Source organism: Mycobacterium novum (genome assembly GCF_010726505.1).
Lineage (GTDB): Bacteria > Actinomycetota > Actinomycetes > Mycobacteriales > Mycobacteriaceae > Mycobacterium > Mycobacterium algericum.
In genome coordinates this window covers 1,136,165-1,149,964 of the sequence record NZ_AP022562.1, presented here as the reverse complement: position 1 = coordinate 1,149,964, position 13,800 = coordinate 1,136,165, and the positions used below count along the sequence as shown (strand labels likewise).

The 13,800-nt window shown below is 69.4% G+C and carries 12 protein-coding genes, 4 tRNA genes and 2 pseudogenes; 13 read left to right on the top strand and 5 right to left on the bottom strand.

Annotated features, from left to right (window positions below; translation table 11 throughout):
• The first annotated feature begins 78 nt into the window (after positions 1-78).
• Genes G6N19_RS05370 through G6N19_RS05355 form a run of 4 tightly spaced genes read left to right on the top strand, consistent with a single transcriptional unit; the run spans position 79 to position 4,614 of the window.
• The gene (locus G6N19_RS05370) at positions 79-1,023 is read left to right on the top strand and encodes an enoyl-CoA hydratase/isomerase family protein (protein ID WP_193465911.1); all 945 of its coding nucleotides are present in this window, start codon (positions 79-81) and stop codon (positions 1,021-1,023) included.
• Positions 1,023-2,321 carry a CoA transferase gene (locus tag G6N19_RS05365; protein WP_193465910.1) on the top strand — a complete coding sequence of 433 codons (1,299 nt, stop codon included), beginning with the start codon at positions 1,023-1,025 and terminating at the stop codon, positions 2,319-2,321. Before G6N19_RS05370 ends, G6N19_RS05365 begins: the two co-directional genes overlap by 1 nt.
• The gene (locus tag G6N19_RS05360) at positions 2,315-3,655 is read left to right on the top strand and encodes an amidohydrolase family protein (RefSeq protein ID WP_193465909.1); all 1,341 of its coding nucleotides are present in this window, start codon (positions 2,315-2,317) and stop codon (positions 3,653-3,655) included. Before G6N19_RS05365 ends, G6N19_RS05360 begins: the two co-directional genes overlap by 7 nt.
• 44 nt (positions 3,656-3,699) lie before the next feature.
• Positions 3,700-4,614, top strand: coding sequence for a class I SAM-dependent methyltransferase (locus G6N19_RS05355; protein WP_193465908.1), 915 nt, complete (start codon positions 3,700-3,702; stop codon positions 4,612-4,614).
• A gap of 63 nt (positions 4,615-4,677) precedes the next feature.
• On the opposite strand, the gene G6N19_RS05350 is transcribed toward G6N19_RS05355, so the two are convergent.
• A tRNA-Lys gene (locus G6N19_RS05350) sits at positions 4,678-4,750 on the bottom strand.
• A 134-nt stretch (positions 4,751-4,884) separates the two neighbouring features.
• Here G6N19_RS05350 and G6N19_RS05345 point away from each other — a divergent pair.
• From G6N19_RS05345 to G6N19_RS05335, 3 genes are all read left to right on the top strand, one after another.
• Positions 4,885-4,957 (top strand) — tRNA-Glu (locus G6N19_RS05345).
• Positions 4,958-4,989: 32 nt separating this feature from the next.
• Positions 4,990-5,063, top strand: a tRNA-Asp gene (locus tag G6N19_RS05340).
• Between the two features lie 29 nt (positions 5,064-5,092).
• Positions 5,093-5,166 (top strand) — tRNA-Phe (locus G6N19_RS05335).
• A gap of 26 nt (positions 5,167-5,192) precedes the next feature.
• Here G6N19_RS05335 and G6N19_RS05330 read toward each other — a convergent pair.
• Positions 5,193-5,405: pseudogene (locus tag G6N19_RS05330) on the bottom strand (helix-turn-helix domain-containing protein); the annotation flags it as partial.
• A gap of 452 nt (positions 5,406-5,857) precedes the next feature.
• Positions 5,858-6,190, bottom strand: coding sequence for a heme-binding protein (locus G6N19_RS05325; RefSeq protein ID WP_083037243.1), 333 nt, complete (start codon positions 6,188-6,190; stop codon positions 5,858-5,860).
• A 191-nt stretch (positions 6,191-6,381) separates the two neighbouring features.
• Here G6N19_RS05325 and G6N19_RS05320 point away from each other — a divergent pair, with 191 nt between their 5' ends.
• Positions 6,382-6,708, top strand: a complete 327-nt coding sequence (locus G6N19_RS05320; RefSeq protein ID WP_193465907.1) for a hypothetical protein — start codon at positions 6,382-6,384, stop codon at positions 6,706-6,708.
• 206 nt (positions 6,709-6,914) lie between these two features.
• A pseudogene (locus tag G6N19_RS21845) lies at positions 6,915-7,232 on the top strand (serine protease); the annotation flags it as partial.
• Between the two features lie 420 nt (positions 7,233-7,652).
• On the opposite strand, the gene G6N19_RS05310 reads toward G6N19_RS21845, so the two are convergent.
• The gene (locus tag G6N19_RS05310) at positions 7,653-7,994 is read right to left on the bottom strand and encodes a DUF732 domain-containing protein (protein ID WP_085088395.1); all 342 of its coding nucleotides are present in this window, start codon (positions 7,992-7,994) and stop codon (positions 7,653-7,655) included.
• A gap of 87 nt (positions 7,995-8,081) precedes the next feature.
• Here G6N19_RS05310 and G6N19_RS05305 point away from each other — a divergent pair, with 87 nt between their 5' ends.
• Positions 8,082-8,525: an SRPBCC family protein gene (locus G6N19_RS05305; protein WP_041317149.1), complete on the top strand. Its 444-nt coding sequence runs from the start codon at positions 8,082-8,084 to the stop codon at positions 8,523-8,525.
• A gap of 56 nt (positions 8,526-8,581) precedes the next feature.
• Positions 8,582-9,034 carry an SRPBCC family protein gene (locus G6N19_RS05300; RefSeq protein WP_041317152.1) on the top strand — a complete coding sequence of 151 codons (453 nt, stop codon included), beginning with the start codon at positions 8,582-8,584 and terminating at the stop codon, positions 9,032-9,034.
• On the opposite strand, the gene G6N19_RS05295 is transcribed toward G6N19_RS05300, so the two are convergent.
• Complete coding sequence (locus G6N19_RS05295; protein WP_193465905.1) at positions 9,021-10,214, bottom strand: pyridoxal phosphate-dependent aminotransferase; 1,194 nt, start codon at positions 10,212-10,214, stop codon at positions 9,021-9,023. The genes G6N19_RS05300 and G6N19_RS05295 overlap by 14 nt on opposite strands.
• 193 nt (positions 10,215-10,407) lie before the next feature.
• Here G6N19_RS05295 and G6N19_RS05290 point away from each other — a divergent pair, with 193 nt between their 5' ends.
• Together G6N19_RS05290 and G6N19_RS05285 are read left to right on the top strand one after the other, a co-directional pair.
• The gene (locus tag G6N19_RS05290) at positions 10,408-11,619 is read left to right on the top strand and encodes an acetyl-CoA C-acetyltransferase (protein WP_013827726.1); all 1,212 of its coding nucleotides are present in this window, start codon (positions 10,408-10,410) and stop codon (positions 11,617-11,619) included.
• A 14-nt stretch (positions 11,620-11,633) separates the two neighbouring features.
• Positions 11,634-13,781: a 3-hydroxyacyl-CoA dehydrogenase NAD-binding domain-containing protein gene (locus G6N19_RS05285; RefSeq protein ID WP_193465904.1), complete on the top strand. Its 2,148-nt coding sequence runs from the start codon at positions 11,634-11,636 to the stop codon at positions 13,779-13,781.
• The last annotated feature ends 19 nt before the right edge of the window (positions 13,782-13,800 follow it).

Here is a 13,800-nt window from a genome sequence, read left to right as displayed (position 1 = left end):
CGACATTATCATTTTGTGGTAGTCGCGCTACCGGCAGGAGTCGGTCCGGGGACCGCGATCGGTACGCTGACGTGCGTCATGATCAGCGTGGTCGACCTCGATGGCAACCCCGACGCCGAGCCCGGCGCCGGGATCATCATCGCGACGGGCAGCCGCTTCGACACCGCGCACGCCGAACACTGGTTGCAGCGCGCCACCTTCACCCTCTCGGAGGCCGAGGCCACGGATCGCCGGATCATCACCGTCGGATCGGTGACCGACGCACTCGCCGACATCGCCGATCAGTGCCGGCGCCGGCCGCATGCGGCCGCGATCTGCGACGACGTGCTGCGCGCGGTGGACCCGAACGCGCCGGCACGAGCCGGAGTGATCACCGAATCACTGGCCTACTCGGTGCTGCAGGCCGGCCCGGAGTTCGCCGGCTGGCTGGCCGAGCGCGGCCCGGCCACCGTGCCCGACACCAGCGAGCCGGTGCTGATCGACCGGGACGGCGACACGCTGCTGCTGCGGTTCAACCGGCCGCAGCGCCACAACGCCTTCAGCAATGCGATGCGGGCCGCGCTGCTCGACGGCCTGGCCGTGGCCGCAGCCGACACCGCGATCGACGAGGTGGTGCTGTCGGGGGCCGGCCGCTCCTTCTGCAGCGGCGGCGATCTGGCCGAGTTCGGCGGCTTCACCGATGTGGCCAGTGCCCACCTGGCCCGCACCCGCCACAGCCCGGCGCTGGCGCTGGACGCGCTGACCGCTCGGCTCGGTGCGCGCTGCCGCGCCGACGTGCACGGCCAGGTGCTGGGCAGCGGACTGGAGATGGCGGCCTTCTGCGGCCGGGTGCGCGCACACCCCGAGGCGGTGCTGGGCCTGCCCGAGCTCAACCTCGGGCTGATTCCGGGTGCCGGAGGCACCGTCAGCATCACCCGCCGCATCGGACGGTGGCGCACCGGCTATCTGATCCTGTCGGGGCGCACCATCGACGCGTCGACCGCGCTGCGGTGGGGGCTCGTCGACGAGGTCGGGAGCCCCTGATGGGCGGGGCGGCCTGGGGTGCGTCGGGACTGGCCTGGCTGACCGGGCAGCCCGACGGCCCGCCGGATTTCTCCCGCGCCGCGGTGCTGCAGCACGCCACCCAGGTGCTGGGCCGCTTCACCACCGCCACCGGTGTCGACGCCGACGCCGCGACGCTGCTGGCCGGCCGTGCCGGCCTGCTGGGCTTCAGCCGCGCCGGGCGCGTCTCGGCCGGGGGCGCCACGCGGCTGTTGGCCGCCGCCGACGGCTGGTGGGCGATCACGTTGTCGCGCGCCGACGACGTCGACGCCGTACCCGCCCTCATCGAAGCCGACTGCCCGGAGCCGTGGACAGCTGTTGCCGGGTGGGCGTCGCAGCGACCGGTGGCCGAGGTCGTCGAGCGGGCGCGGTTGCTCGATCTGCCCGCCGCCGCACTGGGGGAGAGCGCCGCCGCGACACCGTCGATCCGCCGGGCCGGGCCTCGCGGTCCGGCCCGTGACGCGCACGGCGCCCTGGTCGTCGACCTGACCTCACTGTGGGCCGGCCCGCTGTGCGGGCAGCTGTTGACGCAGGCCGGGGCCACCGTCATCAAGGTGGAAAACCCGTCCCGCCCGGACGGCACGCGGCGGGGCCCGAAGGCCTTCTTCGACTGGATGAATAGCGGAAAACTGTCCTGCACAGCAGATTTCGATCGTGACACCGACTTCCTCGCCCGGTTGCTGGATGCCGCCGACGTCGTGCTGGAGGGCTCCCGTCCGGCGGCGCTGGCGCGCCGCGGTCTCGGCCCGTTCGACGTGGCGGGCCGGCCGGGGCGGGTGTGGCTGCAGATCACCGCGCACGGCGGCGAGGCCCCCGGTTCATACGGCGGTCCCAGCTTCGCCTCTCCTTCGTCGAGCCTCGCTGAACCGCCGGGTTTATGCGGCGGTCCCGGCTTCGCCTCGCCTCCGCCGGCCCGGGGGCCGACTCCGCCGAGCCTCGCCGAACCGCCGGGGTTCGGCGACGACACGGCGGTGGCGGGCGGGTTGGTGGGCCGTGACGGGGCGGCGGATCCGGTGTTCTGCGGCGACGCCATCGCCGACCCGCTGACCGGTATCGAAGCCGCCGTCGCGGTGCTCGACTCGCTGGCCGGCGGCGGCGGTGAGGTGATCACGCTGTCGCTGGCCGCCGTCGCCGCACGCTACGCCGCACTGCCGCTGCATCCCGTCGGCGACTACCCGGTGTCGCCGCCGGCCCGCCCGCATATCGCGGGCACCGGCCCGCGGCTGGGGGCCGACAACGCCCGGGTCGGCGAACTCGTGAATGCGGCATCGCGGTGCTGATCCAGCGGGCGGTGCTGCTCGACGGCTCGATGGTCGACATCCGGCTCGGCGACACCATCGAACAGGTCGCGCCGGAGCTGACGGCCCGCCGCGGCGAGGACGTGCTGGACGCGCGTCGCGCCACCGTGATTCCCGGGCTGCACGATCACCACCTGCACCTGCGGTCGGCGGCCGCCGCGCTGGACTCGGTGTACCTGGGCCCACCGCAGGTGAACACGCTCGACGAGCTGGCCGCTGCGCTGCGGGTCGCGACGGCAGATCGCGACGGCTGGGTGCGCGGCTACGGCTACCACGAATCGGTGGCCGGAGAACTCAACGCCGCACTGCTAGACCGGCTCTCGCCCGAGGTGCCGGTGCGGGTGGCGCATCGCAGCGGCGCGCTGTGGGTACTCAACTCGGCCGGCCTGGCCCGCATCGGGCGGGCCGATCATCCCGACGGCAGGTTGCTGCGGGCCCACGGCGACCCGGCGCCGGAGCTTCCGCGCCGGGAGCCGTCGCTGCGGCGACTGAGCCGGCAGCTGGCCGCACGCGGCGTCACCGGGATCACCGACGCCACCCCGGGCCACACCGACGCCGACATCGCCGCGTTCGCCGCCGCGCGCCGCAGCGGGGAGCTGTTGCAGCGGCTGCACTGCATGGCGCCGGCCGCAACGGCCCCGGCGCCCGGCATCACCCTCGGGCCGGCCAAGATCATCCTCGACGACGCCCGGCTGGACCTCGATTCCTTAGCTGAAGCGTTGTGCGACAACCACGGACGCGATCACGGTGTGGCGCTGCACTGCGTCACCGATGTCCAGCTCACCGTGGCGATCGCGGCATGGCAGTCCGCCGGAGTCCACCGCGACGATCGGATCGAGCACGCCGCGGTGGTGCCCGACGACCGACTGGCCGACCTCGCTGCGCTCGGCATCACCGTGGTCACCCAGCCCAACTTCATCGCCGAACGCGGCGACGACTACCTGGCCGAGATCGAACCCGGTCGGCACCACGAGCTGTGGCGGCTGGCGTCGTTGCGGGACAACGGTATTGCGGTGGCGCTCTCCACCGACACCCCCTTCGGCGCCGGCGACCCCTGGGCGGCCATGCGGGCCGCGGTGCACCGGACCACCCCCGGCGGCACCGTGCTGGGTCCGGCCGAGCGGGTCACGGCTCGCGCCGCGCTGGCCATGTTCACCGGCCGGCCCGACCGGCCCGCGACACCGCGCACCGTCAGCCCCGGCGAGCCCGGTGACCTGTGCGTGCTCGACGGTGATCCGGCCGCGCTGGCCGCCGGTCTGGTCACGGCGACCATCGTCGCCGGCGCCGTGGTGCACCAGCACGACAACATTCGGTAGCCTATCTAGATAGTTTGTCGGTTGAGAATTCGGAAGGCACGGCGATGACGCGTACGGACAGTGACAGCTGGGACCTGGCCAGCAGTGTGGGGGCGACCGCGACCATGGTGGCGGCGCAGCGCGCGCTGGCCACCGCCGGGCCCGACAAGCTGATCAACGACCCGTTCGCGGCGCCGCTGGTGCGCGCCGTCGGCATCGACTTCTTCACCCGGCTGATCGACGGGGACGTCGCGCTGCCCGAAGACGACGACTTCGACCCGGTCCGGATGGGGCACGGCATGGGGATCCGGACCCGGTTCTTCGACCAGCATTTCCTGGCAGGGACGCAGAGTGGAATCCGCCAGGCGGTCATCCTCGCCGCCGGCCTGGACTCGCGTGCCTACCGGCTGGATTGGCCGGCCGGCACCGTGGTCTACGAGGTCGACCTGCCCGCGGTGATCGACTTCAAGAGCAATACCCTGGCTGAGCTGGGCGCCGAGCCGACCGCGCAGCGCCGCACCGTCGCCGTCGACCTGCGCGACGACTGGCCGGCCGCGCTCAAGGCCGCCGGGTTCGACCCGCAGGCGCCGACGGTGTGGAGCGCCGAAGGGCTGCTGGTCTACCTGCAGCCAGAGGCCCAGGACGCCCTGTTCGACACCATCACCGCGCTGAGCGCGCCGGGCAGCCGGCTGGCTTGTGAGTTCATCCAGGACACCACGGTGTTCGCCGGCCCGGAATGGCGCGAGCACCGCGAGAAGCTGCAGTCCGTCGGGTGCGAGGTGGAGATCGGCGAGCTGATCTACCACGGCGAACGCAACCACGTCGTCGACTACCTGACCCAAGCCGGCTGGACGGTGTCGGGCCGCGAAGTCCGCGACCTCTACACCGAGGCCGGCCTGGAGTACGGCGATGACGCCCTGGCGGTGGCGTTCGGCGATCTGACCTACCTGAGCGCCGTGTTGCCCGGCGCGGAGGTATGAAAAGCGTCACAGCCAGTCGGGGTGGCGAGACAGCAGTACTGCCCGCCACCGGACGTTGATGGGTGCCCCCAGTAGGACTCGAACCTACGACCTGCGGATTAAAAGTCCGTAGCTCTACCAACTGAGCTATAGGGGCCGTGCCGGAACAGAATACTGCCTTGCCGACCGTTGCCGATGGGGGCCGCGTTTGAGGAAAGGACCCACCGTGCCCTAAGCTAGCGAAGCTCCCAACGTGACCACGTTGCGAGTCCCCGGAGAGATTCGGTTCTGGCCCCCTTCGTCTAGCGGCCTAGGACGCCGCCCTTTCAAGGCGGTAGCGCGGGTTCGAATCCCGTAGGGGGTACTCGTATCGCGGAGACGCGGAGCGAAGAGCAAGGCCCTGTGGCGCAGTTGGTTAGCGCGCCGCCCTGTCACGGCGGAGGTCGCGGGTTCAAGTCCCGTCAGGGTCGCTTTATACGGCGAGGCATACGTGCCTTCCGGCCAGGTAGCTCAGTTGGTACGAGCGTCCGCCTGAAAAGCGGAAGGTCGCCGGTTCGATCCCGGCCCTGGCCACTTCAGAGGCTGTTTTTGCCTCGGCGTTCAAGATCACTTGACGCGATCGCGGCATCATCGACAGTCTTGGGCCGGCCACTTCGCGGCTCATCGGCAAGCCCGGGCAGCCCCAACCCGGCGAACCGATCCCGCCACTTGATCACCGTCGGTCGCGAAACATCCACCTGCCGCGCCGCACCCGAGGTGCCGGCACCGTCGGCCACCGCCAACACGACCCGATCAGGCTCGACATGACCGGCAGACATCGGGTTTGGCTCCGGTCAGCTGGCCGCGGTGGCGTGCATGGTGGTGGGCCTCGTATTCGACGGGTGGTTGCCGCCCGGACGGCGCGAAGTGGAGCGATCGACGCCGCTGTCGATTTTGGAGGTGTACAGGCTGTGCGTCCCGGTCGACTTCGTCAGCGATGGCCAGGAAATCGGTGCTCAATCCGCAACGCCATGCCGGTCAGCGACTGGCACAGTAAGTCGAGTGTCACTCGGTGTGGAGGCCACACTGCCGACCCGTACCGAGCCTTGTGCTTTGGGATGCCGATTCCGTGAAATGCCGACTCCAGCCCGTCGCAGGCCGAGATGGCTTCGAGGGCATCGGAGTCGAACAAGCCAGGGGTAGCCGCCAAAACCGCTGTGTGACAAGAAAAAGAGCGATCTCGGCCGGTTCCCCGCCGAGACGTACTGCGACGCCGGTGTCCCGCTTAGTCCGGTAGTTCGTCGGAGGACCAGTTGCAGCGCTTTTGCAGATCATTCCGCGGCTGCCGGATCTTCTTGAGGTCATCGTGCACCTGCGGGTGGCTGTCCATGTACGACTCCACCGACGACTGAACCTGTTCGGCCGGCATGGTTTTCAGGCTGGTGAAGAACTCGTTGACATCCGAGTGGGCGGTCAGATAGGTCTCGGTCTCCGTCGCGACGCTGGCCGAGACCCTGGCCAGATCGGCGGCCGTGCAGCCTGCGGGCGCCGCCGCCGCCGTGCCGGCCGAGCCGCACAGCATCGCTGCGGCCAAAGCGCCGGCGAAGGCGCTTCCCATGATTCGGTGAGTTCCAATTCGGTTGAAGCGCAAGATGGAGCTCCTTTGCTCTACGCTGCCGGCGTCCGACTCTGTCTGGTTTCCTGTCCCGGGATCAACGACACCGGATCATATCCGTAACAACGGACTTCGGGTTGCATAAACGGAAAAGCCACCGACAATCCGGCGTGACACGGCTATGCTGCGTGGCCATGACTGCAAACACCGAGAATCTCGGCGCGTCGCGTCCGCCGAAGGAACAGCGGTCCCGAAAATGGCGGTCTCGGAGCGTGGCCGTGCTGTCGGTGCTGGCGGCGCTCGGCGCGTTCGGAACCGTTTCGATCATCCAGTCGCCGGAGGCACAAGCGGTCATCTGCGTGGGTATCGGGCGCGTGATCGGGATCAGTGATTGCTTCGTCGGTGGCTACGCCATGCACAATCACATGCCTCCACCGAGCGACTATGCGCCGCTGCCGCAGGACTACGCGCCGGCGTCGCCGCCGCCGACGACTACCACCACACCGCCTCCGGCTCCCTGACGGAACCACCTCGGGAACCCGGCGGGGGCGATCGGGCCGACGCGGGGGCCGAACCCGGGGGCCGGGGCGTCGGTCGGCGCCCCAGCCGGGTGCTCGGCCTGTCGCGGGCGGTCCGCCAGATCAGGCTCCTAGACTGGGCCACCGTGCACCGTGCCTCCCCACTGACGGCAGCGATCGTTGCGGCCGTCGCCGCCTTGATCGCGTCGATGGGAGGTCCGGTCCCAGCCGCGGCCGGTGACCAGATTCTGCTCGGCGGCGGCGCGGCGATCGTGCTCAACGACGACACGCTGTGCACGCTGACCGCCATCGGCCACGACAGCGCCGGCCGGCTGATCGGCTTCACCTCGGCCCACTGCGGCGGGCCCGGATCGCCGGTGGTCGCGGAAGGCGCCGAGGAGCGCGGGGTCGTCGGCACGGTCGTGGCCGCCGACGACACGCTCGTCTATGCGGTGATCGACTTCGAGCCGGCCAAGGTCAAGCCGATCGCCGACTACGAAGGCTTCGGGATCTTCGGCCTCTGGCCGCCAGAGCCGGAACCCGCCGGCCCGGAACCTGCCGAGCCGGAACCCGCGGGTTCGCAACCCGCTGCTGACCCCGCACCCGCGAGCCCGGAACCCGCCGAGCCAGCACCCGCGGGCCCGGAACCTGCCGCGCCCGAACCCGTCCCGGCCAAACAGGCCTGCAAACTCGGCCGGGGGTCCGGGCTCAATTGCTTCGACGTCGTTCCCGCCGGCCTGGATTCCGTCGGCGAAAAGTGGTGGCAACCCGGTGACGACGGCTCACCGATCACCATCGACAACCTGCTCGTCGGCATGGTCCGCGACGGATCCGTCCCGGTCGCACCGCTGGACCAGTCCGGCCCGGGGATCGTGACGTTCAGGGAGATCCTCGACGACGTCAACGCCAAGGGCGGCCCGGGTGCCGGGTTCGGCCTCGGCTAAGCCTCAGGGCCGCAACGTCTCCGGGCAGAGCTCGGACTGCGCCGCGGCGATCTGGACGTCGGCGGCCTCGGGACTGTAATAGAAGGTGTTGGTCAGCTGGCGCACCACGTCGCCCGGCGAGAGCCCGGACCGGTAGGTGCCGGTGTGCCCGTACATCCGCAACAGGGCGCAGACGTAGTGACCCGATGTCACCTTGACGTCATCGGCGATCGGAATCGCCACCGGCGAGGCGTTGACCTTCGCCAGATAACTGGCGTCGTCGGCGTGGGCGGCGGGCGCGGCGACCAACGCCGTGGCGGCGAGCAGGGGCGCGGCGACGCGTGCGGTCACATGCATGACTTCCATCGTGCCACCGCAGCTCGGCGGACGAGACACATCCGGGTACGGCGCAAATCCCCGCGCACCGCCGCGGGGCTGGCTATCGTGCCAGCCATGGCAGTCAAGGATTCCCGCGAAGTGGTCATCGAAGCCAGCCCGGAGGAGATCTTCGACGTCCTCGCCGACGTCGAATCCGTGCCGTCCTGGTCGCCGCAGTACCAGAGCGCCGAGGTGCTCGACACCCATGACGACGGCCGGCCCCGCCGGGTGCGGATGCGGATCAAGGCGGCCGGTCTGACCGACGAGCAGGTGGTCGAATACAGCTGGACCGCCGACAGCGTCGGCTGGACGCTGGTGTCGGCCGGCCAGCTCAAGGCGCAGGACGCCAAGTACACCCTGACCCCGCAGGGTGAGGCGACCAAGGTCCGCTTCGACATGGCGGTCGACCCGTCGATCCCGATCCCGGGCTTCCTGCTCAAGAACACCCTCAAGGGCGGCATGAAGACCGCCACCGACGGCCTGCGAACGCAGGTGCTCAAGGTCAAAAAGGGTCGCTGACTTCGGTTTCACCCCAAACCCCGCTCGGCGCCGGCTACCGGGCTAGGCTCGACGTAGTGGCTGTTCGAGCATCGCGGGAAATTGTGATTGACGCGCCGCCCGAGAAGATTCTCGACGCGCTCGCCAATGTTGCCGACCTGGTGTCCTGGTCACCGGTGCACAAGCGGGTCGAGATCCTCGACACCTACGAGGACGGCCGCCCCCACCACGTGCGTGCCACCGTCAAGGTTCTGGGATTGGTGGACAAGGAGATCCTGGAATACCACTGGGGCCCGGACTGGGTGGTCTGGGACGCCAAGGCGACGACCCAGCAGCGCGCCCAGCACGTCGAGTACACCCTCACCAAGGAGGGCCCGGACACCACCCGGGTGCGCTTCGACATCACCGTCGAGCCGTCCGGGCCGATCCCGGCGTTCCTGGTCCGGCGCGCCAGCAAGCTGGTATTGGACACCGCCACCGAGGGGTTGCGGCAGCAGGTGATGGGCACCCGGGCGCCTACCGAGCCGTGACCCGCCCCTCGCGCAGCACCTCCAAACGCCGCAGCGCCTCGTCGAGGGTGTCCTCACGCTTGACAAAGGTGAACCGCACCAGGTGATTCCAAACGTCAGGCGCGGTCGCCTCGCCCGGAGGCAGGCAGAACGCCGACAGCGGGATGGCCGCAACCCCGGCCCGGTGCGGCAGTTCGGCGCAGAACGCCGTGCTGTCGTCATAACCCAGCGGACGCGGATCAGCACACAGGAAATAGGTGCCGAAACTGTCGTGCACCTCGAAGCCGACCCCTGCCAACCCGGCGGCGAGCCGGTCCCGGCGGGCCTGCATCGTTGCGCGCAGGCCCGCCACCCAAGCGTCCTCGGTGTTCAGCGCCAGCGCCACCGCCGGCTGAAACGGTGCTCCGCCGACATAGCTCAGATACTGCTTGGCGGCGCGCACCCCGGCCAGCAGTTCCGCGGGCCCGCAGGCCCAGCCGATCTTCCAGCCGGTGCAGTTGAACATCTTCGCGGCGCTGGAGATGGTGACGGTGCGCTGGGCCATCCCCTCGAAGCCGGCCAGCGGCAGATGCGCCCGCCCGGCGAAGACCAGGTGCTCGTAGACCTCGTCGGCGATGACCAGCAGATCGGCCTCCACCGCGATGCGTGCGATCGCGGCCAGCTCGGACTCGGTGAACACCGTGCCGGTCGGGTTGTGCGGTGAGTTGACGATCAGCGCCCGGGTCGCCGGGGTGACGGCCCGGCGCAACCGGTCGACGTCCAAGGCGAATCCGCGGCCGTCGGGAACCAGCGGCACACTGACCCGCCGCGCCCCGGCCATCGCGACCACCGGCGAGTAGGAGTCGTAGAAGGGCTCGACCAACAGCACCTCCGAGCCCGGCTCGACCAGACCGAACACCGCCGCCGCGATCGCCTCGGTGGCCCCGACCGTCACCAGGACTTCGGTGTCCGGGTCGTAGTCGATGCCGAAGTGCCGCTTGCGCTGGCCGGCGACGGCTTCCCGCAGGGCGGCGATGCCGGGGCCGGGCGGGTACTGGTTGGCACCGTCGGCGATCGCCGCCCGCGCGGCCTCGAGCATGACCGGTGGCCCGTCCTCGTCGGGGAAACCCTGGCCGAGGTTGACCGCGCCGATCCGGGTGGCCAGCGCCGACATCTCGGCGAAGATCGTGGTGGCATAGGGCCGTAACCGCGACACCGTCATAACCAGCCAGCTTAGGAGCCGCGGTGTGTTCACCCGCGGTATCCGCACGTCGCCGCCGCGGTGCGCCGCCGTCGCGCACGGCCCAACCATCCGGTTGATAGGCGCCCTGTTAGGGTAGCGATCAGAGGTCTACGCTCCGAGCAGACGTAATCGAAAATCCGTGTCGAATCCCAACCGAAGAGGAATTCCAGCCATGTCCGAAGAAGCCTTCATCTATGAGGCCATTCGCACTCCGCGCGGCAAGCAGCGCAACGGGTCGCTGAACGAGATCAAGCCGGTCAGCCTGGCTGTCGGCCTGGTGAACGAACTGCGTAGCCGCTACCCCGACCTGGACGTCAACCAGATCAGCGACTCCGTGTTCGGCGTGGTGTCGCCGGTTGGCGACCAGGGTGGTTGCATCGCCCGCACCGCGATGCTGGCCGCCGGGATGCCCGAGACCACCGGTGGCGTACAGCTCAACCGGTTCTGCGCGTCGGGTCTGGAGGCGATCAACACCGCCGCCGCCAAGGTCAAGGCCGGGTTCGATGACCTGGTACTGGCCGGCGGTGTGGAGTCGATGAGCCGGGTGCCGATGGGTTCTGACGGCGGCGCCTGGGCGTCTGACCCTGACACCAACTACCAGATCGGATTCGTGCCGCAGGGCATCGGCGCCGACCTGATCGCGACCATCGAGGGCTTCTCCCGCGAGGACGTCGACCGCTACGCGGCGCGCTCCCAGGAGCTGGCGGCCGCGGCCTGGTCGGGCGGCTACTTCGCCAAGTCCGTGGTCCCGGTGCGCGACCAGAACGGCCTGGTCGTCCTCGACCATGACGAGCACATGCGGCCCGGCACCACGGTGGAGAGCCTGAGTCAGCTGAAGACCGCGTTCGACGGGGTCGGCGCCATGGGTGGCTTCGACGACGTGGCGCTGCAGAAGTACCACTTCGTCGAGAAGATCAACCACGTGCACACCGGCGGCAACAGCTCCGGAATCGTCGACGGCGCCGCCCTGGTGCTCGTCGGTTCCGAGAAGGCCGGCAAGGAGCAGGGGCTGACCCCGCGGGCGCGCATCGTGGCGGCCGCCACCAGCGGTGCCGACCCGGTCATCATGCTCACCGGCCCCACCCCGGCCACCCAGCGGGTGCTCGACCGCGCCGGGCTGACCGTCGATGACATCGACCTGTTCGAGCTCAACGAGGCGTTCGCCTCCGTGGTGCTGAAGTTCCAGAAGGACCTGAACATCCCGGATGAGAAGCTCAACGTCAACGGCGGTGCCATCGCGATGGGCCACCCGCTGGGCGCCACCGGCGCGATGATCACCGGCACCATGGTCGACGAACTGGAGCGCCGGGGTGCCCGCCGCGCTCTGATCACACTCTGCATCGGCGGTGGCATGGGCGTCGCCACCATCATCGAGCGCGTCTGAGAGGGTTTTGGAAAATGGCAGAGAACACCATTCAGTGGGACAAGGACGCTGACGGCATCGTCACGCTGACCCTGGACGACCCGACCGGGTCGGCCAACGTGATGAACGAGCACTACCGCGAGTCCATGCACAACGCCGTGGAACGTCTTGTCGCGGAGAAGGACTCGGTCACCGGTGTGGTCATCACCAGCGCGAAGAAGACCTTCTTCGCCGGTGGCGACCTCAAGGCGATGATCCACGTCGGCCCGGACGACGCCCAGGCGGTCTTCGAGCAGTGCGAGGGCATCAAGGCTGATCTGCGGGCCCTGGAGACCCTGGGCAAGCCGGTTGTCGCCGCCATCAACGGCGCCGCTCTCGGTGGCGGCCTGGAGATCGCGCTGGCCTGTCACCGGCGCATCGCCGCCGACGCCAAGGGCAGCCAGCTCGGCCTGCCCGAGGTCACCCTGGGCCTGCTGCCCGGTGGTGGCGGTGTCGCCCGCACGGTGCGCATGCTGGGCATCCAGAACGCGTTCATGAACGTGCTGGCGCAGGGCACCCGCTTCAAGCCCGCCAAGGCCAAGGAGATCGGCTTGGTCGATGAGGTGCTTCCGACGGTCGAGGAGCTGGTTCCGCGCGCCAAGGCTTGGATCAAGGAGGAGCTCAAGGCCGACCCGGACCGTGTCTTCGCCCAGCCGTGGGATGTCAAGGGCTACAAGATGCCCGGCGGCACCCCGTCGACCCCGTCGCTGGCGGCGATCCTGCCGTCGTTCCCGGCGCTGCTGCGCAAGCAGCTCAAGGGTGCTCCGATGCCGGCACCGCGGGCCATCCTGTCCGCCGCGGTCGAGGGCGCGGCCGTCGACTTCGACACCGCCAGCCGCATCGAGACCCGCTACTTCGTCTCGCTGGTCACCGGCAATGTCGCCAAGAACATGATCCAGGCGTTCTTCTTCGACCTGCAGCACATCAACGGCGGCGGCAGCCGGCCCGACGGCATCGCGCAGACGCCGATCAAGAAGATCGGCGTCCTGGGCGCGGGCATGATGGGCGCGGGCATCGCCTACGTGTCGGCCAAGGCCGGCTATGACGTGGTGCTCAAGGACGTCTCCCTGGAGGCAGCGCAGAAGGGCAAGGGCTACTCGGAGAAGCTGGAGGCCAAGGCGCTGTCGCGCGGCCGGACCACCGAGGAACGCTCAAAGGCGCTGCTGGACAAGATCACCCCGACCGGCGATGCCGCCGACCTCAAGGGCGTGGACTTCGTGATCGAGGCGGTGTTCGAGAGCCAGGAGCTCAAGCACAAGGTGTTCGCCGAGATCGAGGACATCGTCGAGCCCAACGCGCTGCTGGGATCCAACACCTCCACCCTGCCGATCACCGGTCTGGCGACCGGCGTGAAGCGCCAGGAGGACTTCATCGGCATCCACTTCTTCTCGCCGGTCGACAAGATGCCGCTGGTGGAGATCATCAAGGGCGAGAAGACCTCTGACGAGGCACTGGCCCGGGTGTTCGACTACGTGCTGGCCATCAAGAAGACCCCGATCGTGGTCAACGACAGCCGCGGTTTCTACACCAGCCGTGTCATCGGCACCTTCGTCAACGAGGCGCTGATGATGCTCGGCGAGGGTGTGGAGCCGGCCAGCATCGAGCAGGCCGGTCTGCAGGCCGGCTACCCGGCAGCTCCGCTGCAGCTCTGCGATGAGCTCAACCTGGAGCTGATGCAGAAGATCGCCAACGCCACCCGTGAGGGCATCGAGGCGGCCGGCGGCACGCTCGAGAGGCAGCGCAACGAAGAGGTCGTCGACAAGATGATCGAGATCGGTCGCCCGTCGCGCTTGTCGGGTGCCGGCTTCTACGAGTACGTCGACGGCAAACGCACCGGGCTGTGGCCGGGGCTGCGGGAGACCTTCAACTCGGGCAGCGCCACCCCGCCGCTGCAGGACATGATCGACCGGATGCTGTTCGCTGAGGCGCTGGAGACCCAGAAGTGCCTCGACGAAGGCGTGCTGACCTCGACCGCGGACGCCAACATCGGCGCGATCATGGGCATCGGGTTCCCGCCGTGGACCGGCGGCACGCACCAGTTCATCGTCGGCTACCCCGGCGGACAGGCCGGCTTCGTGGCGCGGGCCAAGGAGCTGGCCGGCAAGTACGGCGACCGGTTCAACCCACCACAGTCGCTGCTGTAATACCGGCACGAGCAGACGC